The organism is Burkholderia sp. NFPP32 (genome assembly GCF_900119325.1).
GTDB lineage: Bacteria > Pseudomonadota > Gammaproteobacteria > Burkholderiales > Burkholderiaceae > Burkholderia > Burkholderia pyrrocinia_C.
Genome location: NZ_FPJP01000002.1, coordinates 162,770 through 175,708, shown reverse-complemented (window position 1 = coordinate 175,708; position 12,939 = coordinate 162,770). Strand labels below are relative to the sequence as shown.

Sequence of the window (12,939 nt, the reverse complement as noted above, 5' to 3'; positions counted from 1 at the left end):
GAGGCGCGCCGCACCGCTTCAGGCGGAGGCGGACAGAGTGGAGAAGACATGGTTTCTGGAAACGAGAGCGACGGCCTGAAGCGCGGGCTGAAGAACCGGCACATCCAGCTGATTGCGCTCGGCGGCGCGCTGGGCACGGGGCTGTTCCTCGGCATCGCGCAGACGATCAAGATGGCCGGCCCGTCCGTGCTGCTCGGCTATGCGGTGGCCGGCATCGTTGCGTTCTTCATCATGCGCCAGCTCGGCGAGATGGTCGTCGACGAGCCCGTCGCAGGTTCGTTCAGCTACTTCGCCAACAAGTATTTCGGCCACTTCACGGGCTTCCTGTCGGGCTGGAACTACTGGGTGCTGTACATCCTCGTCAGCATGGCCGAACTGTCGGCCGTCGGGATCTACGTGCAGTACTGGTGGCCGGGCGTGCCGACCTGGGTGTCGGCGCTCGTGTTCTTCGTCGTCATCAACCTGATCAACCTGACCAGCGTGAAGTCGTACGGCGAGACGGAATTCTGGTTCTCGATCATCAAGGTCGCGGCGATCGTCGGGATGATCGGCTTCGGCGGCTGGCTGCTCGCCAGCGGCAATGCCGGGCCGGAGGCCAGCGTCAGGAACCTGTGGCAGCACGGCGGCTTCTTCCCGAACGGCGTGTCGGGCCTCGTGATGTCGATGGCCGCGATCATGTTCTCGTTCGGCGGGCTCGAACTCGTCGGCATCACGGCGGCCGAGGCCGACGATCCGAAGCACAGCATCCCGCGCGCGACCAACCAGGTCATCTACCGCATCCTGATTTTCTACATCGGCGCGCTCGCCGTGCTGCTGTCGCTGTATCCGTGGGAGAAGGTCGTCAGCGGCGGCAGCCCGTTCGTGCTGATCTTCCACGCGCTGAGCAGCAACCTGGTCGCGAACGTGCTGAACGTCGTCGTGCTGACCGCCGCGCTGTCGGTCTACAACAGCGGCGTGTACTGCAACAGCCGGATGCTGTTCGGCCTCGCGCAGCAGGGCAATGCGCCGAAGGTGCTGTGCTCGGTGAACAAGCGCGGCATTCCGCTCGCTGCGCTCGGCGCGTCGGCGCTCGCCACCGGCGCGTGCGTGCTGGTCAACTACTTCATGTCGGGCAAGGCTTTCGAGGTGCTGATGGGCCTCGTCGTGTCGGCGCTGATCATCAACTGGGCGATGATCAGCCTGATCCACCTGAAGTTCCGCCAGGCCAAGCGCGCAGCCGGGGAGAAGACTTCCTTCCGCAGTCTGGGCTATCCTTTCACGAATTACCTGTGCCTGGCATTCATGGCCGGCATTCTCGTCGTGATGTACCTGACGCCGGATCTCCGCCTGTCGGTGTACCTGATCCCGGTATGGCTCGCGGTGCTCGCGATCGGGTATCGATTCCGTCAGAAGGATGCAGGCTATGCGGTGCGCGACGGCGCGTCCGCAGGCTGACGCAGGCCACCACCGACCATTCTTCCAAACGAGACCGACTCAAGCCATGTTCGAACACATCGACGCGTACCCGGGCGACCCGATCCTGACGCTCAACGAGAACTTCCAGAAAGATCCGCGCGACCGGAAGGTCAACCTGAGCATCGGCATCTACTTCGATGCCGAGGGCCGGATTCCGGTGATGGGCGCCGTGCGCGAAGCCGAAACCGCGCTGCAGCGCGAGAGCGGCCCTAAGCCGTACCTGCCGATGGTCGGCCTGCCTGCGTATCGCGACGCCGTGCAGGCGCTCGTGTTCGGTGCCGATCACCCGGCCCGCGCGGCCGGCCGCATCGCGACCCTGCAGACGCTCGGCGGCTCGGGCGCGCTGAAGGTGGGTGCCGATTTCCTGAAGCGCTACTTCCCGGACGCGCAGGTATGGCTCAGCGATCCGAGCTGGGAAAACCACCGCTTCATCTTCGAGCGCGCCGGCTTCACGGTGAACACGTATCCGTACTACGACGAGGCGACGGGCGGCCTGAAGTTCGACGCGATGCTCGCGGCGATCGACGCGCTGCCGGCGCGCAGCATCGTGCTGCTGCACGCGTGCTGCCATAACCCGACCGGCGTCGACCTCGACGAAGGCCAGTGGGAAAAGCTGATCGACGTGATCGAGGCGCGCGGCCTGCTGCCGTTCGTCGACATGGCATACCAGGGCTTCGGCGCGGGCCTCGACGCGGACGCGTTCGCGGTGCGCGAACTGGCCCGCCGCGGCGTGCCGGCGCTGGTCGCGAACTCGTTCTCGAAGAACTTCTCGCTGTACGGCGAGCGCGTGGGCGGCCTGAGCGTCGTCTGCGAGGATGCGGCCGCGGCCGAGCGCGTGCTCGGCCAGTTGGCCGGCGCCGTGCGCTCGAACTACAGCAACCCGCAAACCTACGGCGCGAAGGTCGTCGCGGCCGTGCTCGGCACGCCGGCGCTGCGCAAGCAGTGGGAAGAAGAGTTGTCCGCGATGTGCCGCCGCATCGCGCGGATGCGCCAGTCGATCCACGACGGCCTGCGCGACCACGTCAGCGGCGAAGCGCTCACGCGCTACGTGAAGCAGCGCGGGATGTTCACGTACACGGGCCTGACCGAATCGCAGGTCGACGCGCTGCGCGAAGTGCACGGCGTGTACATCCTGCGTTCCGGCCGGATGTGCGTGGCGGGCCTGAACGACTCGAACGTCGGCATCGTTGCCGACGCAATCGGCAAGGTGCTGAAGAGCGGCGTCTGATCGTCGCGCGCCCGGCGCGCAATGCTGCCGGCCGAACCGGCTGTCTCCCGTCGCGGAGGCAGCCGGTTTTTTGTTGCGCGGCCGCGATGCGTGCTGCCCGGCTGACGCGTGGCCAGGCGCGGCGGTACGATCACGGAATCGGACACAGGGCAGAGGAGCGACATGGGCATCCGGATCATCCAGCTCGGCACGCCGCGCGCGGCCGGCGAGGGCCTGCGGATCGGGACGGTGCGGCGGCCGCCGCGCGGCGTTCCGAAGGCGGAATTCGCGTCGCGCAACTACTATGATGTATGGTTGCCGACGCTGTCGCCGAGCCCCGAGCTCGTCGCGCAGGCGCAGGCGGCCGAAACGGACGCCGAATGGAACGCGTTCAAGCGCCACTTCCGCGCGGAGATGGCGCATGGCGATCCGGCAAAGGTGCTGGACCTGCTGGCGGCGCTATCGGCGACCACCGCGTTCTCGATCGGCTGTTACTGCGACGACGAGCGCCATTGCCACCGCAGCGTGCTGCGCGAGCTGCTCGCGGAGCGCGGCGCGGCGATCGAGCCCGATGCGGGCTGAAGCGAGCTGAATCGGACTGACGCGGCGGCACGATACCGCACTGCGATCGTGCGGTGCAGCGAACCGGTTGACGTGGGTCAAGCGGGCGGCCGCGCGCGCCACTATGCTCTCGTCATGGAGTCATCACGACAATGACAGGCGGACAGATGCACATTACCTTCCCGCCCGAGCCGGCCGAATATTGCGCGCGCGACCTGGTCGTCGCGTTTTCGGCGCTGGTCGACGGACGTTGCGTGCAGTGCGCGGTCACGGCCGAGGCACTGGAAGACCATTTCGGCGCGCCGTCGCTGCTCGAACGCGACCTGCTGGCCGCGTTCGACGCGCACCGGCCGGCGATCGAAGCGATGGCACGACGGATGCTCGAGGAAATCGGCGGCCGGCCGGTGCTGCTGCACAGCGGCCACTTCAGGCTCGGCGATTGACACCGCGGGAGGGCATATGAGTCTGCAGGGCAACATTCACGAACGCGACTGGTCGGTCGAAGTCGAGACGCGCCCGTGCGAATCGGGGGAATTCCGCTGCCGCGTGTCGGTCGAGCACGGCAGCGGCGCCGCGCGCTTTCATCATACGTTCGAGCACAGCCATGCGTATCCGACCGAGCGCGAGGCGATGATCGAAGGGCTGCGGGCCGGAATGACGTGGATCGAGATGAAGACGTCGCAGGTATTCAACGTATGAACGGTGCCGCGCCGGCAGAGGTGCGGACAGACTTATCGGCAGGCCAGCGATCGAAGAATCCGCGCCACGCCACGGGAAATACGCACCGCCGCCTTTCGGCGCAGCCGGTGCATGCAAGGCGGTCGACGAGCGGGCGGCCCCGTCAGGAGAAACGACATGGGCGTGGGCATGCAGATCGCCTGCCTCGGATTCACGGGTTCGGCCGCGATCGAAGCCGAAGCCGGCGCGCAACTGGTGCGGCTCGAACGGTTTCGCGCGCTGATCGACGGCTGTCACCTCGCAATCGAATCGCGCGTGGCGGCCGACGGCGCGCGCACATACGACGTGCGGCTCGACCTGGTGTTTCATGACGAGGCGCTCAGGCCGCTGCCGCCGTGCAGTGGCGATGACGTGGACGATGCGCTGCACCGCGCGTTCGCCCAGGCCGAACAGGCGCTGATCGCGCGGCAGGCGGGCGGTGGCAGGGTGATGCTGCGCGACGCGGCGACCACCGATGGCACGGCTCGGTGACGCACGGCGCGCGATGCCGCGCGGACGATGCCGGCGCGTAAGTCCGACCCGAGTCAGACCCGCGCGAGCGCTTGCGCGTCGATGATGCGCACGCGCTTGCCGCGTGTTTCGACCAGTGCTTCGCGATGGAAGCGCGAGAACATCCGGCTGACCGTTTCCAGCTTCATCCCGAGATAACAACCGATTTCCTCGCGCGTCATCCGCAGGTTGAATTCGGTCGCCGAATAGCCGCGCGCCTCGAAGCGCGACGACAGGTTCAGCAGGAAATGCGCGACGCGCTGTTCGGCCGACATCGTGCCGAGCAGCAGCATCTGGCTCGATTTCCGCACGATCTCGCTGCTCAGCATCTGATAGAGGAAGTGCTGCATCGGCTTGATCTCGCGGCACGCCGCTTCGAGCGCACCGAACGGGATGACGCACACGACGCTGTCTTCGAGCGCGATCGCGTCGCAGCAGTGCTGGCCGCTGCCGATGCCGTCCATCCCGAGCGTGTCGCCGGCGATCTGGAAGCCGGTCACGTGTTCGCGGCCGTCGCGATGCATCATCACCGTCTTGACCGAACCCGCGCGCACTGCATAGATGCTCTGGAACGGATCGTCGGTGCGGAACAGCGCGTCGCCCTGGCGAACCTGCCGGGTCGTGCAGATGATCGCGTCGAGCCGGCCGTATTCGGCGGCCGTCAGTTGCGGCGGCAGGCACATCGAGCGCATCGCGCAGGCCGAGCAGCGTGCGGCGGGATGTTTGGCGGCGTCGGCGCGCGTGACCGCACGAAGCGGAGTCGTCGGCCGGGGCGCGAAGGGGACGTCGGCGGGGCAGGCGGTGGCTGTGGACATGAGTCGCTCCGGCACGTCAGGGGCGGTGCACGCGAGCATGCACCAGGGATTCGATGACACGGCACGCGGCGTCGAATTCGACGGTCTTGTCGAAGAAGTAGTCGGCTCCGGCCGTCGCGCATGCCTCTCTGAATGCCGGCGCCGAATGATTCGTCAGCACGATCGTGACGATGCGCGGCGCGGCCTTCGACAGCATCCCGATCAGGTCGAGGCCGCTGCCGTCCGCGAGCCGCAGGTCGACGATCACGACATCCGCCCGGCTGCCGCGGATCTGCGTCCACGCGTGCTGGCCGTCTTCCGCTTCGCCCACGACGGCGACGCCGCGAATCGCGCCGACGAGCAGCGCGATCCGCTGCCGGACGGCGACGGCGTGATCGACGAGAAACACCCTGAGCGTGGCGGGCGACAAGCTGGCATTCATGCCGGCAGTATCGTGGTGTGCCGCCGGAAATGAAATCGGCCGAATTGGAAGTTGGTGTAGGCCGCTTCGACGCGTTGTAGGGCGTTTCCTACAACGCGTACGGGAAAGTGTCGGAGCGCTCCGGATGTTGCAACGCCGCACCGGCGCCGCGCGCGCGGCCGGTAGGCTTCGCTGCCGGGTCAGCCGGCCCGGCGCGCGTCCAGCGCATCGCGTGCGGTGCGGCACGCGGCAAGATCCCACGCGGCGCAGCCGACGCTCTTGAACAGCAGCGGTCCGCCGACGGCGAATGCGCCGCCCAGCACGTCGGCGAGCGACGCGACCTGCTGCCAGTCGACCTGCGCGACGATCAGGTCGCCGGCCTCGTGGCGCGCGCCGGCCGGATCGTCGACGACGAGCCGGCTGCCGTGCACCGTGTTCGCATCGATCTCGGCCGCATCCGCGGTGAACGCGCCGACGCCGACCACGAGCCGGCCTTCGCGCGCGGCTTCGCGGTAGACGGGCGTGCGGCTCGTCGTCAGCGTGACGACGACGTCGATCGCATCGGGAATCGCGTCGCCGTCGAGCGGAGCGAGTCGCGGCGCCTGCGCGCGGTGCGCGGCGCAGAAGGCGGCCGCGCTGTCGGCGCTGGTGCCGCGCACGTGAAGGCGCGCGTCGGGAAAGATCGCCGCGAGCGCTTCCGCGTGATTGGCCGCCTGCTTGCCGGTGCCGATCAGCAGGATGTCGCGCGGCGCGGCGCCATGCAGCGCGTCGATGCCGAGCGCGGTGACGGCCGCCGTGCGGCGGCCGGTGACCGTCGGGCCGTCGAGCGCGAAGCGCATCTCGCCGGTGGTCGCGTCGTACGCGGTCACCTGGCCGAGGATCGTCGGCAGCCCGCGCGCGCCGTTGCCGGGGCATACGTTCACGAGCTTGTGGGTGGCAAGGTCGCGCGCGCTCGACGGCATCGACAGCATCACGCCGCCGGCCTGCAGCGGCACGACCAGGCGTTCGGGGCTGACGATCTCACCCGCCGCGTACTCGGCGACGGCCTGCCTGAGCGTGGCGAGCAGCGCCGGGTAGTCGAGCAGCGCGGCCGTGTCGGCCGCATCGAAAACGGGAATCCGGGAAAGGGCGGTCATCGTGTACGTCGCAGGCGTCGGTGAACGTGGACGACGGGCGCATGACGCGCCCGCCAAGGGGGCTGCCGGATACCGTGACACGGTGGCAGTGTGGATCGAATCTATACCACTTTCCATCGCACCGGCAACCCGGGAAATAAACCGAAGCGCCGGTTTTGGTTCTAATATCTGTCCAAAAGGGTCGCCGTGGTCTCGATGCCGGCGCCGCTCCGGTATAGTGCGAACCCATTCCAAGTCCACGCCCGCGACCGGGCAGGAGCCATACGATGATGTCCGCGCGTCCCGAATCACTCGAAGGCGGTTTCAGGCCGCTGCAGATCTACGAGCAGGTCGCCGAGAAGATCCGCGACGAGATTCGCGCGGGGCGCTACGCGGCCGATTCGAGGCTGCCGTCCGAGCGCGAGCTCGCGGTGCTGTTCCAGGTCGGCCGGCCGGCCGTGCGCGAGGCGCTCGGCGCGCTGCAGAACGAAGGGCTGGTGTTCACGAAGCGCAATTCTGGCACCTACGTCGTCGCGTCGCCGCTCGACGTGCTCGCGGAACGCGGCGACATGCGGGCGGCGTCCGAGGCCGATTTCAGCCCGACGTCGACGCTCGACGTGCGGCTGATCCTGGAACCCGCGATCGCGCGCCTCGCTGCCTCGCACGGCCGCGCCGACCCGGGCGCCGAGCGCTATCTCGCGCAGATGGAAACCATCACCGACGTCGACGATCCGCACCAGCGCGCGCTGTGGAACGAGAGCGACCGGCTGTTCCACCGGCAGCTCGCGCTGATGACCGGCGATCCGCTGATCGTGAAGATCGCGGACGAGGTCGCGAAGACGATGGACCAGCCGCTCTGGAAGCGGCTGAAGGACGACGGCATCTACGACGCGGGCCGGATCCGGCTCTACGTGTCCGAACACCGGCTGATCTACGAGGCGATCGTGTCCGGAGATGCCGATGCGGCTGCGTTCTATGTCGAGCAGCATATCCGCCGCGTGCGGCGCGACATCGCGCCGAAGTGACGTGCACGGCTTCGTTCTGGTCTGAAATATGACCAGAATCGCGAAAATTATTTTGAAATTGCTTGCGATGTGACCACGCGTGTCCTACATTGGTTTCACACAAAACCAATCAGGAGACATCATGCGACATCTCGTTACCGCGCTCTCGGTGGCCGTTGCCGCCGGCGCGCTGACTTCCGCGCACGCGCAGGAAGTCGTGATGATCGGCCATTCGGCGCCGCTGACGGGCCCGCAGGCCGCGAACGGCAAGGACAATGAAAACGGCGCGCGCCTTGCCGTCGACGAACTCAACAAGGCCGGCGTGAAGGTGGCCGGCAAGACCGTCACGTTCAAGCTGATTTCAGACGACGACCAGGCCGACCCGAAGGCCGGCGTGCAGGTCGCGCAGAACCTCGTCGACAAGGGTGTCGTCGCGGTGCTCGGGCCGTACAACTCGGGCGTCGCGATCCCGGCATCGCGCGTGTATTCGAATGCAGGCGTGCCGATCCTGCCGGTCGCGTCGAATCCGGCACTCACGAAGCAGGGCTTCAAGAACATCTTCCGGATCGGCGCGAGCGACGAGCAGCTCGGCGGCACGATGGCCACGTTCGCCGCGAAGACGCTGAACGCGAAAACCGCGGCCGTCGTCGACGATCGCACCGCATACGGGCAGGGCGTCGCCGAGCAGTTCATGAACATCGCGAAGGCGAACGGGATCAAGATCGTCGACCAGGAATACACGAGTTCGTCGGCCACCGATTTCCTCGGCATTCTCACCAAGATCAAGGCGGGCAACCCGGACGTGATCTTCTTCGGCGGTTATGCGGCGCAGGGCGCGCCGATGGCCAAGCAGATGAAGCAGCGCGGGCTGCGCGCGAAGCTGCTCGGCGGCGACGGCATCTGCTCGGCCGACATGGGCAAGGTGGCGGGCGATGCGGCATCGATCGTCTACTGCGCGCAGGGCGGCGTCGCGCTCGAGAAAACGCCGGCCGGGCGCGAATTCCTGAAGAAGTACCACGACGCTTATCACACGGACACGCAGGTCTACGGCGTCAACTACTACGACGGCGTGAAGCTGCTCGCCGACGCGATGGTCAAGGCCGGCACGACCACCGACAAGGCGAAGCTGATCGCGCAGCTCGCGAAGTCGAACTATGCGGGCGTCGCGGGCACCTATTCGTTCGACGCGAACGGCGACCTGAAGGGCGCGCCGACGTCCGTCTACGTGATCCGCAACGGCCTGCCCGAGCCGTACGCGAAGTAACGGCCAGCCCGCCATCGGACGGCGGCCCGGCCGCCGTCCTTCGTTTCAACGCATTCGACCGAACATGAAAATTTCCCGATCCCTTTCCACCGTCGAAGTCCATACGGGCGGCGAAGCGTTCCGCATCGTCACGAGCGGGCTGCCGCGCCTGCCTGGCGACACGATCGTCCAGCGTCGCGCATGGCTCAAGGAGAACGCCGACGAGATCCGCCGCGCGCTGATGTTCGAACCGCGCGGCCACGCCGACATGTACGGCGGCTACCTGACCGAGCCCGTGTCGCCGAACGCCGATTTCGGGGTGATCTTCGTGCACAACGAAGGCTACAGCGACCATTGCGGGCACGGCGTGATCGCGCTGTCGACCGCCGCGGTCGAACTCGGCTGGGTGCAGCGCACGATGCCGGAAACGTGGGTCGGCATCGACGCGCCGTGCGGCTTCATCGAGGCCTTCGTCAGGTGGGACGGCGAGCATGCGGGGCCCGTGCGCTTCGTCAACGTGCCGTCGTTCATCTGGCGGCGCGACGTGTCGGTCGATACGCCGTCGTTCGGCACCGTGACCGGCGACATCGCGTATGGCGGCGCGTTCTATTTCTACGTCGACGGCGCGCCGTTCGACCTGCCGGTGCGCGAAGCGGCGGTGGAAAAGCTGATCCGCTTCGGTGCGGAAGTGAAGGCCGCCGCGAACGCGAAGTACCCGGTCATGCATCCGGAGATTCCGGAAATCAACCATATCTACGGCACGATCATCGCGAACGCGCCGCGCCATCCGGGCTCGACGCAGGCGAACTGCTGCGTGTTCGCGGATCGCGAGGTCGACCGCTCGCCGACCGGCTCCGGCACCGGCGGGCGCGTCGCGCAGCTGTACCAGCGCGGGCTGCTCGCGGCCGGCGACACGCTCGTCAACGAATCGATCGTCGGCACGATCTTCAAGGGGCGCGTGCTGCGCGAGACGACGGTCGGCGACATCCCGGCCGTGATCCCGGAAGTGGAAGGCAGCGCGCATATCTGCGGTTTCGCGAACTGGATCGTCGACGAGCGCGATCCGCTGACCTACGGTTTTCTCGTGCGCTGAGCAGCAGCGCCGATCGGCCGCCGTCGCGCGGCCACCCGGTTGTCGTACCAGGCCTGGCGCGTCGTTCCCGTTGCGGGGGCACGCGCCTTTTTTGCGTGCGGCCGGTCGCGAAGCCGTGCGGTGCGCGAGGGCGCAAGGCCGCCACGGCCGGCGGGCCGCGCGAGTTTTGGTACGATGCACCCTTTTCAGCCGAGCTCCACCCGCGTGAATCGCCGAAACGTGTCGTCAGTGCGTGACTTCTGTGCCAGCTGGGTTGCGCGCGCCCAAGCCGTCGCGGCTGCCGCCGTCGCGAGGGTCAAGCCTCTCGCCGCCGCCGCGTGGCAGCATCTCCGTCGTCCCACGCGCCGCGGCGTACTGCTCACGGCGGCCGGCGTGCCGGTGCTGTTCGTGCTGTACGTGATCGCGCTGATCCCGTTCACGCCGGGCATCGGCGACATCCGCAAGGCGCGCGTCGACCAGCCCGCGCAGGTGCTGTCCGCCGACGGCAAGCTACTGGCCGAATTCAAGCCGTCGAACCGCGAGTGGGTGCCGCTCAAGCAGATCTCGCCGCATATGGTCGACGCGCTGATCGCGACCGAGGATCATCGCTTCTACGAGCATCACGGCCTCGACTGGAAACGCACCGCATCGGCCGCGCTCCATACGTTCTCGGGCAGCCGCCAGGGCGGCTCGACGATCACGCAGCAGCTCGCTCGCAACCTGTATCCGGACGAGATCGGCCGTGCGCCGACGCTCACGCGCAAGGTGAAGGAAGCCATCACCGCGCTGAAGATCGAGGCCGTCTACAGCAAGGACCAGATTCTCGAGACCTACCTGAACACGGTGCCGTTCCTGTACAACGCGTACGGCGTCGAGATGGCCGCGCGCACCTATTTCGACAAGTCGGCCGACGAACTCGACGTGCTCGACAGCGCGACGCTCGTCGGAATGCTGAAGGGCAACAGCTACTACAACCCGGTGCTGAACCCCGAGCGTGCGCTGCAGCGGCGCAACACGGTGCTCGGCCAGATGGTGAAGTACGGCAAGCTGTCGACGGCGCAGTTCGCGCAGTTGCAGCGCAGGCCGCTGCGCATCGATTTCGAGCGCCAGAAGGAGCCGCCGGGGCCGGCGCCGCATTTCGCGCAGCAGTTGCGCAAATGGCTGATCGCGTGGGCCGACCGCAACGACTACAACATCTACTCGGACGGACTGATCGTGCGCACGACGATCGACTCGCGGCTGCAGCAGATGGCGACGCAGGCGCTCACGCTGCAGGGCAATCAGCTGCAGGGCATCGCGAACAACGCGTGGAGCGGCCGCGACGGCTGCGGCACCGACAACGAGGTGTTCCGCACCTTCATGCGCGAGTCGCCCGAGTACAAGGCCGCGCAGGACGCCGGCAAGGACGACGCGGCCGCGATGAAGCTGCTCGCGGCCGACCGCGGCTTCATGCGCGCGCTGTGCAAGACGAAGACCGACGTGCAGGCCGGCTTCCTCGCGATCGATCCGCGCGACGGGCAGATCCGCGCGTGGGTGGGCAGCCGCGACTTTACCAACGAGCCGTTCGACCACGTCGCGCAGGCACGGCGCCAGCCGGGCTCGACGTTCAAGCCGTTCGTCTATGGCGCCGCGTTCGCGGGCGGGATGAAGCCGGAGGACACGTTCATCGACCAGCCGGTCGAGATCCCGCTGAAGGGCGGCGAGATCTGGCGGCCGAACGACGACGTGCCGCCGACGGGCAAGCCGATGACGCTGCGCGACGCGGTCGCGCTGTCGCGCAACCGGATTACCGCGCAGGTGATGGAGAAGGTCGGGCCGGCGGCGGTCGCACGGCTCGCGCGCGACATGGGCGTGCGCGAAAGCCCGCTCGAACGCGTGCCGTCGCTCGCGCTCGGCACGAGCCCGGTCACGCTGAAGGAGATGGTCGCGTCGTACGCGACGATCGCGAACGGCGGCCTCTACGTCGAGCCGCAAATGGTGACGCGCATCGAGAACCGCCAGGGCGACGTGCTCGCCGAGTACGCGCCGTCGCCGCCCGAGCGCGCACTCGACGCCGAAACCGACAAGACGCTGCTCGACGTGATGCGCGATGTCGTGACGCGCGGCACCGGCGGCAGCATCCGCACGCGCTTCGGCATTCGCGGCGATGTAGCCGGCAAGACGGGCACGACGCAGGACAACGCGGACGGCTGGTTCATCCTGATGCAGCCCGGCCTCGTCGCCGGTGCGTGGGTCGGTTTCGACGACGGCCGCGTGACGCTGCGCAGCGATTACTGGGGACAGGGCGCGCACAGTGCGCTGCCGATCGTCGGCGATTTCCTCCAGCGCGCGCAGCGCGCCCGGATCGTCGACACGAAGGCGAAATTCGATACCGAGCCGTCGCCCGGCTGGTTCGCGTCGCTGCGCGAGCGTGCGACGGATCTGTTCGACACGTGGTTCAGGCCCGAGCCGACGAAGGCGCCCGCGCCGGTCAGGACGCAGCGCATGGAGCCTTCATCGGAGGCCGACGAAGGCGCTGCATCGGCCGCGTCGGCGGCATCGGCGCCCGAAGCGGCGTCCGGCGGCATCGTCGAGGAATGGATACCGGCGTCCGAAGTGGCCGCATCGGCCGCTGCATTGTCGCCAGGCGCATCGCAACCGCAGACAGCGCAGCCCCCGGCAGTGGGCGCAAGTACGACGAGCGACGGCAGTGCGGGCATCGGTGCTGCGCCGGCCGCCACGCCGGCCCAGCCGCCCGCGCCGGTCGCTCCCGACGCGACGGGCGCCTCGCAGTAACGACGCCGTTCAGATTTCGCGCGATGCTGCCGTAATCATGTTGTCACGACAGTTCGCGCGGTCGT

Annotated in this window: 13 protein-coding genes; 10 read left to right on the top strand and 3 right to left on the bottom strand. The window is 67.8% G+C overall.

Annotation, left to right across the window (positions count from 1 at the left end):
* The first annotated feature begins 48 nt into the window (after positions 1 to 48).
* From BT264_RS05120 to BT264_RS05095, 6 genes are all read left to right on the top strand, one after another.
* Positions 49 to 1,434, top strand: a complete 1,386-nt coding sequence (locus BT264_RS05120; protein WP_072436757.1) for an amino acid permease — start codon at positions 49 to 51, stop codon at positions 1,432 to 1,434.
* A 46-nt stretch (positions 1,435 to 1,480) separates the two neighbouring features.
* Positions 1,481 to 2,683, top strand: coding sequence for an amino acid aminotransferase (locus BT264_RS05115; RefSeq protein WP_072436758.1), 1,203 nt, complete (start codon positions 1,481 to 1,483; stop codon positions 2,681 to 2,683).
* A gap of 162 nt (positions 2,684 to 2,845) precedes the next feature.
* The gene (locus BT264_RS05110; protein ID WP_072436759.1) at positions 2,846 to 3,244 is read left to right on the top strand and encodes a DUF488 domain-containing protein; all 399 of its coding nucleotides are present in this window, start codon (positions 2,846 to 2,848) and stop codon (positions 3,242 to 3,244) included.
* 131 nt (positions 3,245 to 3,375) lie between these two features.
* The gene (locus tag BT264_RS05105; protein WP_072436760.1) at positions 3,376 to 3,666 is read left to right on the top strand and encodes a DUF1488 family protein; all 291 of its coding nucleotides are present in this window, start codon (positions 3,376 to 3,378) and stop codon (positions 3,664 to 3,666) included.
* A 16-nt stretch (positions 3,667 to 3,682) separates the two neighbouring features.
* Positions 3,683 to 3,922, top strand: coding sequence for a UDP-glucose 4-epimerase (locus BT264_RS05100; RefSeq protein ID WP_072436761.1), 240 nt, complete (start codon positions 3,683 to 3,685; stop codon positions 3,920 to 3,922).
* A gap of 156 nt (positions 3,923 to 4,078) precedes the next feature.
* Complete coding sequence (locus BT264_RS05095; RefSeq protein ID WP_072436762.1) at positions 4,079 to 4,432, top strand: metal ABC transporter ATPase; 354 nt, start codon at positions 4,079 to 4,081, stop codon at positions 4,430 to 4,432.
* Positions 4,433 to 4,485: 53 nt separating this feature from the next.
* Here BT264_RS05095 and BT264_RS05090 read toward each other — a convergent pair whose 3' ends face one another.
* The 3 genes from BT264_RS05090 to lhpI all read right to left on the bottom strand — a co-directional run bounded on the left by BT264_RS05090 (position 4,486) and on the right by lhpI (position 6,801).
* Complete coding sequence (locus BT264_RS05090; protein WP_072436925.1) at positions 4,486 to 5,265, bottom strand: helix-turn-helix domain-containing protein; 780 nt, start codon at positions 5,263 to 5,265, stop codon at positions 4,486 to 4,488.
* Between the two features lie 16 nt (positions 5,266 to 5,281).
* On the bottom strand, positions 5,282 to 5,686 hold the full coding sequence (locus tag BT264_RS05085) for a response regulator (protein ID WP_072436763.1): 405 nt from the start codon (positions 5,684 to 5,686) through the stop codon (positions 5,282 to 5,284).
* Between the two features lie 179 nt (positions 5,687 to 5,865).
* Complete coding sequence (gene lhpI / locus BT264_RS05080; protein WP_072436764.1) at positions 5,866 to 6,801, bottom strand: bifunctional Delta(1)-pyrroline-2-carboxylate/Delta(1)-piperideine-2-carboxylate reductase; 936 nt, start codon at positions 6,799 to 6,801, stop codon at positions 5,866 to 5,868.
* Between the two features lie 266 nt (positions 6,802 to 7,067).
* Between lhpI and BT264_RS05075 the strand changes: the two genes are divergently transcribed.
* The 4 genes from BT264_RS05075 to BT264_RS05060 all read left to right on the top strand — a co-directional run bounded on the left by BT264_RS05075 (position 7,068) and on the right by BT264_RS05060 (position 12,874).
* Complete coding sequence (locus BT264_RS05075) at positions 7,068 to 7,805, top strand: FadR/GntR family transcriptional regulator (RefSeq protein WP_034179566.1); 738 nt, start codon at positions 7,068 to 7,070, stop codon at positions 7,803 to 7,805.
* Between the two features lie 121 nt (positions 7,806 to 7,926).
* Positions 7,927 to 9,048, top strand: a complete 1,122-nt coding sequence (locus tag BT264_RS05070) for a branched-chain amino acid ABC transporter substrate-binding protein (protein ID WP_072436765.1) — start codon at positions 7,927 to 7,929, stop codon at positions 9,046 to 9,048.
* A 64-nt stretch (positions 9,049 to 9,112) separates the two neighbouring features.
* Positions 9,113 to 10,120 (top strand): trans-3-hydroxy-L-proline dehydratase, encoded by a 1,008-nt coding sequence (gene lhpH, locus BT264_RS05065; RefSeq protein WP_072436766.1) that lies wholly within the window; start codon positions 9,113 to 9,115, stop codon positions 10,118 to 10,120.
* Between the two features lie 174 nt (positions 10,121 to 10,294).
* Positions 10,295 to 12,874 carry a penicillin-binding protein 1A gene (locus BT264_RS05060; protein ID WP_072436767.1) on the top strand — a complete coding sequence of 860 codons (2,580 nt, stop codon included), beginning with the start codon at positions 10,295 to 10,297 and terminating at the stop codon, positions 12,872 to 12,874.
* Positions 12,875 to 12,939 lie beyond the last annotated feature (65 nt).

Bases quoted from the DNA above. Each gene is read 5' to 3' on its own strand.
- BT264_RS05120 (WP_072436757.1), top strand. From the start codon at position 49: ATGGTTTCTGGAAACGAGAGCGACGGCCTGAAGCGCGGGCTGAAGAAC.
- BT264_RS05115 (WP_072436758.1), top strand. From the start codon at position 1,481: ATGTTCGAACACATCGACGCGTACCCGGGCGACCCGATCCTGACGCTC.
- BT264_RS05110 (WP_072436759.1), top strand. From the start codon at position 2,846: ATGGGCATCCGGATCATCCAGCTCGGCACGCCGCGCGCGGCCGGCGAG.
- BT264_RS05105 (WP_072436760.1), top strand. From the start codon at position 3,376: ATGACAGGCGGACAGATGCACATTACCTTCCCGCCCGAGCCGGCCGAA.
- BT264_RS05100 (WP_072436761.1), top strand. From the start codon at position 3,683: ATGAGTCTGCAGGGCAACATTCACGAACGCGACTGGTCGGTCGAAGTC.
- BT264_RS05095 (WP_072436762.1), top strand. From the start codon at position 4,079: ATGGGCGTGGGCATGCAGATCGCCTGCCTCGGATTCACGGGTTCGGCC.
- BT264_RS05090 (WP_072436925.1), bottom strand. From the start codon at position 5,265: ATGTCCACAGCCACCGCCTGCCCCGCCGACGTCCCCTTCGCGCCCCGG.
- BT264_RS05085 (WP_072436763.1), bottom strand. From the start codon at position 5,686: ATGAATGCCAGCTTGTCGCCCGCCACGCTCAGGGTGTTTCTCGTCGAT.
- lhpI (WP_072436764.1), bottom strand. From the start codon at position 6,801: ATGACCGCCCTTTCCCGGATTCCCGTTTTCGATGCGGCCGACACGGCC.
- BT264_RS05075 (WP_034179566.1), top strand. From the start codon at position 7,068: ATGATGTCCGCGCGTCCCGAATCACTCGAAGGCGGTTTCAGGCCGCTG.
- BT264_RS05070 (WP_072436765.1), top strand. From the start codon at position 7,927: ATGCGACATCTCGTTACCGCGCTCTCGGTGGCCGTTGCCGCCGGCGCG.
- lhpH (WP_072436766.1), top strand. From the start codon at position 9,113: ATGAAAATTTCCCGATCCCTTTCCACCGTCGAAGTCCATACGGGCGGC.
- BT264_RS05060 (WP_072436767.1), top strand. From the start codon at position 10,295: ATGCACCCTTTTCAGCCGAGCTCCACCCGCGTGAATCGCCGAAACGTG.